The sequence below is a fragment of the Streptomyces sp. NPDC002784 genome, assembly GCF_053592135.1.
On sequence record NZ_JBSFVD010000082.1, the window covers coordinates 1 to 5,770 of the forward strand.

At 67.9% G+C, this 5,770-nt stretch carries 7 protein-coding genes and 1 pseudogene; 3 read left to right on the plus strand and 5 right to left on the minus strand.

Annotated features, from left to right (window positions below; all coding sequences use genetic code 11):
* Positions 1-219 precede the first annotated feature (219 nt).
* Entirely contained in the window at positions 220-630 is a 411-nt protein-coding gene (locus ACWD1Z_RS36285; protein WP_451125003.1) for a hypothetical protein, read from the minus strand.
* 286 nt (positions 631-916) lie between these two features.
* Complete coding sequence (locus tag ACWD1Z_RS36290; protein WP_451125005.1) at positions 917-1,597, minus strand: NAD(P)H oxidoreductase; 681 nt, start codon at positions 1,595-1,597, stop codon at positions 917-919.
* 110 nt (positions 1,598-1,707) lie between these two features.
* On the opposite strand from ACWD1Z_RS36290, the gene ACWD1Z_RS36295 reads away from it, so the two are divergent.
* Positions 1,708-2,637: an AraC family transcriptional regulator gene (locus tag ACWD1Z_RS36295; RefSeq protein WP_451125007.1), complete on the plus strand. Its 930-nt coding sequence runs from the start codon at positions 1,708-1,710 to the stop codon at positions 2,635-2,637.
* 27 nt (positions 2,638-2,664) lie between these two features.
* On the opposite strand, the gene ACWD1Z_RS36300 is transcribed toward ACWD1Z_RS36295, so the two are convergent.
* Positions 2,665-3,402, minus strand: a complete 738-nt coding sequence (locus tag ACWD1Z_RS36300; RefSeq protein ID WP_451125009.1) for a hypothetical protein — start codon at positions 3,400-3,402, stop codon at positions 2,665-2,667.
* 375 nt (positions 3,403-3,777) lie between these two features.
* Here ACWD1Z_RS36300 and ACWD1Z_RS36305 point away from each other — a divergent pair, with 375 nt between their 5' ends.
* A complete protein-coding gene (locus ACWD1Z_RS36305; protein ID WP_451125011.1) occupies positions 3,778-4,422 on the plus strand; it encodes a hypothetical protein in 645 nt (214 codons plus the stop codon).
* 26 nt (positions 4,423-4,448) lie between these two features.
* Here ACWD1Z_RS36305 and ACWD1Z_RS36310 read toward each other — a convergent pair whose 3' ends face one another.
* The gene (locus ACWD1Z_RS36310) at positions 4,449-4,610 is read right to left on the minus strand and encodes a hypothetical protein (protein WP_451125013.1); all 162 of its coding nucleotides are present in this window, start codon (positions 4,608-4,610) and stop codon (positions 4,449-4,451) included.
* Positions 4,611-4,901: 291 nt separating this feature from the next.
* Entirely contained in the window at positions 4,902-5,348 is a 447-nt protein-coding gene (locus tag ACWD1Z_RS36315) for a winged helix-turn-helix transcriptional regulator (RefSeq protein WP_451125015.1), read from the minus strand.
* Positions 5,349-5,470: 122 nt separating this feature from the next.
* On the opposite strand from ACWD1Z_RS36315, the pseudogene ACWD1Z_RS36320 reads away from it, so the two are divergent.
* Positions 5,471-5,770 (plus strand): annotated as a pseudogene (locus ACWD1Z_RS36320) (NADP-dependent oxidoreductase); the annotation flags it as partial.

Sequence of the window (5,770 nt, forward strand, 5' to 3'; positions counted from 1 at the left end):
ACCGACGACACCGTCCTCCCGACCGAACTCACCGCATAACCTAAAAAACGAGATCACCGAGTGGCCGTCAATACACCACTCCAGCGGACGTGACCAGGAGATGGCCTCCATCGCCGACTGTGGGGTTGCTTGTTCTGCTGGAGCCTGGAGCCAGCGCTCGATGGTGGGTTCAGCCCAGCGAGGCGGCGTCGGTGTTCCGCGGCCGCCGCTGGCGACTGTTCATGCCTGCAAGTCGGGCTTCTGGGCTCCCGTCTCGTTGCGCGGCTCGGTGCGGTGGTCGAAACACGCCCACGCGAAGATTCCGAGCAGCGCCACCGTGCCCATGGTCAGGTATTGCACCACCGTCGGTGTGTTCCGGGTGAGGAGACCGGCGAGTCCCACCGCCAGTCCGCCGCCCAGCATCACCATGCGGCTGAGGAAGTACTGACCCGGATCGATCCCTTCGCGTTCGGAGAACAGGCCCTCCGCCGCCGCCTTTGCCGGGCGTGCGGCACCCCTGCGCTTCTTCGACCGGTACTCCAGCCCGTACCCGATCAGCAGGTAGACCGCCAGGATCGCGGCGATCCATGCCCAGTCGGACGGATCATCCGTGCCACCGCGCGCCAGTGAAGTCTTCAGCCCCAGGCTCATCCAATCCTCCCTTCCATGTGAGGCCGGATGCCCTGCCCAGGCAGTGGCATGCGCATGAACTCCACGGCAGTGGAGGGGGTTTGGCCCGTGGCGTCCTCCACCATGCGTGGGTGCGAGGGCTCTTGCTGGTGGGGCGGCGGGGCATCATGGTGATGAGTGCCCAGTTCAGCTGCGCTTCGAAGCATGCCCGAATGCTTCGCCGAGAAGGCAAGGGACCGCCCCGAGTCCGCTCGGTGTGAGCGGACTCGGGGCGGCTTCCCAGCGATCACGCTTGTCCGTCTGGTTGTCAGGCCGCCACGGATTCCGCGGCGGCGAACTTCTCCACGAACTCCCCTGCACGCCGGTCGAAATCGGCATACTGCGCCTCGCGCTCAGCGCCCGCGACCGCCTCGCCGATCAGGATGTTCCCTTCGGCGTCGATGTGCTGAGGGCGCTCCTCGGCGTCGGTGAGCAGACCGACGGTGGAGTGGGAGAAGCCGCAGTAGTAGGCGATTCCTTCGCTCAGGTTCGTCTCGAGGACGGTTTGCATGCCTTCCACGATCGGGTCGTCGGCGGAGGCGCCGGCGAGGCCGAGCCACAGCATGCGCTTGCCGGCCAGGCGGGGCTTGCTGCGACCGTAGGCGAACCCGTAATTCCATACGCGGTCGATCCAGCCCTTGAGGATGGCCGGAACGCTCTGCCAGTACACGGGGAACACGGCGACGACGACCTCGGCGTCGAGGATGCGCTGCATATGGGCGTGCACTTCGTCCGAGTACGCCTTTTCCCTGTTGCCCCAGTCCGGCTGGTCGTCGGTGTTCATCCGTGGGTCGAATCCCTCGGCGTGCAGGTCGAGCAAGTCGATGCGGTATCCGGCGGCCTCCAGCCGGGCGGCGGCACGACGGGCCGTGTGCGCGGTCAGGGAATCGGAGCGGTGGTGTGCCACGACCACGAGGGCTGTCCTGGCATGGCCGGCGTGCTGCGTCACGGTGTCTCCCGGGTCTCGGTCGATTCGATGTCTCCAGTACAGCCGCCGTGCCGTAGATGATCCATGGGAGAAAAGCTCCAGAACATAGGAGAGCGTCTACGATGTGTCGTGTGGATCCTTTGAGTTCGCTGCTCAGTGGCATCCGGGCCGAGGGCTCGGTCGTCACCCACGCCGTACTGACGGCGCCCTGGACCATCCGCTTCGCCGACGACGCCCCGCTCACCATGATCAGCGTATTGCGCGGCGGGGGCACCCTGCTGCTGCCCGACGGCACCGAGCGGGCGGTTGGCGCGGGAGATACGGCCATCGTGTGCGGCCCCGCACCGTTCCATCTCGCCGACCGTCCCACCACGGTCCACGGCTCCCACGCCACGTACGAGATCGCCTGCTTCACCAAGGACGCGGAGTGCACCGACCAGCAGCTCGGCGGTATCCGCTGGGGCAATGACTCGGAGGAGGCGACGGCGATGATCGTGGGTGCCTACCGTGCCTCGGGTCACCGCCACGAGCGGCTCCTGCGCGCTCTGCCACCCGTCCTGGTGATGAAGGAGGACGTCGAGGTCTGTGCCTGGTTGGAGACGGCCGCCGCCGACGCCGCCCAACTCTCGGCCGGTTCGCAGGCGTTGATGGACCGGCTCCTCGACTGGGCCCTGGTGTGCACCTTGCGCAGCTGGTTCGACCAGGCCGGCGCCGAAGCGCCCAGCTGGTACCGGGGCTTGGCCGACCCCGTCCTCGGCCCCGCCCTGCGGGCCTTCCACGACCAGCCCGCCGAGGCCTGGACAGTAGCGTCACTGGCCGCTCGGGCCGGCGTCTCCCGGGCGCTGTTCGCCAAGCGCTTCACCAAGCTGATGGACCGCTCGCCCCTCGCCTACGTCACGGAATGCCGCATGGACGAGGCCGAGACGCTTCTCACCGACACCGACCTCAGCGTCGCCCAGATCGCACGGTCCGTCGGTTACGCCGATGCTTTCGGCTTCAGCGCCGCGTTCAAACGCCACAAGGGCCTGAGCCCCAGCATGCTGCGCGCCGCGGCAGCCTGAACTCCGGCCCGGCGACCTGGGCACTTCTCACAGCGGTCGCATGAGGTCAAGGTCATCGCCCCACGCGTCCAGCACGGCACCGTGTCCGGCTTCTCGGGCCGCCGTCTCGACAAGGGCGAAGAGGTGTCGTTGCCGGGCGACGTCACCCGTGGCCGAGATGCGGTCCACGGCACGGAGCAGTACGTCGATGTTCCAGCCCGGCAGCGGATGGCGGGCGAGTTCCCACTCCAGGTACTTGTTGTAGGGGCGGGGGCGTCGGTCGAGCGCGAAGAGCAGCTCGAGCAGGAACCGGATGCTGTCGGCGGCGTCAAGCCGGGCAGCGAGAGCCTGACCGTCCCGGTGGTTCTTGACGGAGCGGTAGAGGGCGTTGGCATAGGCATCGAGCCAGCCACTCGCGTCCTGGAATGCTTCATCAGCACTCAGGTGGGCCTTGCCGGCGAGGATCCGGGCGATGTCTCCGTCGAGCCGGTCGAGCACGATCTGGGCACGGGCGAGAGCGTAGCGTTCCCCACCGGGCGTCCCGGGCCCGCGGAACTCGGTGAGAGTGACGATGACGAGGTCGAGCTCGGCGCTACGGTGGCCCGCGTACCGGGTGAGTTCGGTGCGGGCGTCGTCGGCGACCACCACATACAGGTCGTGGTCGGAGTACGGGGTCACCATGCCGTCGTGGGCTTGGGACCCTTTGAGGACGAGTCCGACGACGGCTGGATCAGCCGTAGCGAGTTCGACGAAGGTGTCGTAGGTGAGGGGTTGCTGAGCAGCCATGGGGTGGATCTCCGGTGGGGTAGTGACGGGTACGCCTGCTGAAGCGCCCCATTACGAGGCACCCTGCACCGTCCGCGGCCGCGCGTGGCTGCCGCCCGGAAGATCAACGCACCGCTCGACTCTATCGGCCGACCGGGCCGTGATGCGGTGAGTTGTGGCAAGCCGGGAAGTCGACGGTCGCGGGCAGCCTTCGGCTTCGACGGACCACCTCGCTGCGTACGCGGCTTTGACTTGACCCGCTGACCCGCTGACCCGAGCGCGGCGGCGGACCTGTCTCGGCATGCCTGCACGGCGATAGCCGCTCGGAACCGCCCTCGCCCTGTCGTCTCGGGTGGACTGTCGGTGCGACACTGCGCCTCGCGTTAGGTTGGCTGGATGAGCGGTCAACCGAACTTGGAAGCGGCTTGGAACCGCCTCACCACCTGGCTGAAGGTGAATGCCTCCGTCTCGTATGCCTCGTTGCTACCGCCCACCCCGGAGCAGGCCATCGAGGCCGCCGAAGCTCAGGTGATGCAGCACCTCGGCTTCGGGGTCCCTGCGGAGCTGACCGCTTTGTGGCGGCTGTGCGGTGGGGTGGAGCACCAGTACATAGCAGCCAATGAGGATGAGGGCGAGGTCGGCTCGGGGGCGTTTTTGCCGGGCGGGGTTCTGCTCGGCCCGGTCGACGCGCTCAGGCCGCGGCTGCCCGAGATCGGCCGCGCCGACGTGTGGGGCTGCGCGGTGGTGCCGTGGCTGACCGGCGACGAAGTAGGCCCCGAGTCCGGGCATTACGTGGGCGCGGACGGCGTCGGCCGCTGGTCGCTGCCGGACGATCTGGCCTGCGACAAGCCTGACTATCCGTCGATCGCCGCCTACCTCGAAGCCGTTCACCGCACGCTCACCGCAGGGCCGGCCGACGCCATGGGCCCGGACGTCCCCGGCCTGGTGTGGGGTTGCCTCATCTGGGACGACCCCGAGGCACCGGTGCTGGACGCGGCGCTGGAGCACTGGCGCCCCGTTCACTGGCACCCCGTTCACTGACCCGGGCAGAAGTGGCCTGGCTACGGCTACTTCATCTCACAGATGAGGTGCGCCGCAGCAGTGTCGCAGCCCTTGAACCCCAGAGCGCCCGGATCGATGGCGAACACGTCGCCGCCGAGGACGCGCATCTGGGCCAGGAAGTCGTTGCCGTACTTGTTCATCGCGCCCTGGTTGACGTACCCGGACATGAGGAACGACCGCACCTCCCGCTGAACGTCGGCGCGTCCAGGACGGCCACACGGCGCGTGGGGACATCACCCTGGTCATGACGTCGGCGGCCAGGGTGAGTTGGTCCGGGGCGGCGGCGAGGGTGGTAGTGAAGCCGGCCTGGGCGGGGTCGGTGCGTGGGGGCGGGCTGTGGGTGGCTCGCGTGTGTGATCGTGGTTCCTGACACCTGGTTGGCGTCGGCTGCGCTGCCTCGTGCATCAACGGCCCCTTGAACGCCCTGGTACGTCTGGATGCAGGCGCCGCCGACCGCTTCAGCGTTCGGCGGCCATTTGGTGCCGTTCGCGGTGGGCGAGTACGTCGGTCATGTACGTTTCGGCCCAGTCCTTGAGACCGGCCATGACCTGGTTCAGGGACAGACCGAGGTCGGTCAGTTCGTACGTTACGGTGACCGGCACGGTGGGCGTGACGGTGCGGGTGAGCAGGCCGTCGGCTTCCAGGGAGCGCAGGGTCTGGGTGAGCATTTTCTGGCTGGCGCCTGCGAGGCGGCGGGACAGTTCGGAGTAGCGCATCGCCCGGGGCCCGTCTTCGTGGTCGATTCCGGGGCGGTGCGGACCGTCGCTGCCGAGTGCCGCGAGGATCAAGACGACCCACTTGTCGGAGATGCGGTCGAGGAGCTGGCGGCTGGGACAGCCGTCCATGAACGCGTTGTAGCTCGCTTTCGCCTCGGCCCGCTGCTGAGCCGCCGTCTGCGTCGACACCGATCGCCCCTTTCCTACCTGGAGTCAGGTTACGCACTTCCAAGTGCCTTCTTACGCTGCCCGGTTGACGCGACGAGCATGGAGCACGGAAAACGATCACCCAGCTGCAGAGGAACACAGCCATGGAAATTCCCACCTTCCGTACTGCCGTCGTGCGCGTCCCGAACGGGCCGGATTCGATCGAGGTCATCGATATGCCGGTCGTCGATCCCGGGCCGGGCCGGATTCGCGTCGCCGTCGCCGCTGCGACCGTCAACCCCACCGATCTCGGCGTCGCGGCGGGCTTCTTCCACTCGATAGGGCTCATCGATCAGCCCGAACACACGGGCCTGGCTGGGAGTTCGCCGGCGTCGTGGATGCGTGCGGACCAGGGGCCGACTGGGCTGTCGGCACCCGGGTGGCCGGTCTGGTGGTCGGCTTCG

Bases quoted from the DNA above. Each gene is read 5' to 3' on its own strand.
- ACWD1Z_RS36285 (WP_451125003.1), bottom strand. From the start codon at position 630: ATGAGCCTGGGGCTGAAGACTTCACTGGCGCGCGGTGGCACGGATGAT.
- ACWD1Z_RS36310 (WP_451125013.1), bottom strand. From the start codon at position 4,610: ATGTCCGGGTACGTCAACCAGGGCGCGATGAACAAGTACGGCAACGAC.
- ACWD1Z_RS36300 (WP_451125009.1), bottom strand. From the start codon at position 3,402: ATGGCTGCTCAGCAACCCCTCACCTACGACACCTTCGTCGAACTCGCT.
- ACWD1Z_RS36305 (WP_451125011.1), top strand. From the start codon at position 3,778: ATGAGCGGTCAACCGAACTTGGAAGCGGCTTGGAACCGCCTCACCACC.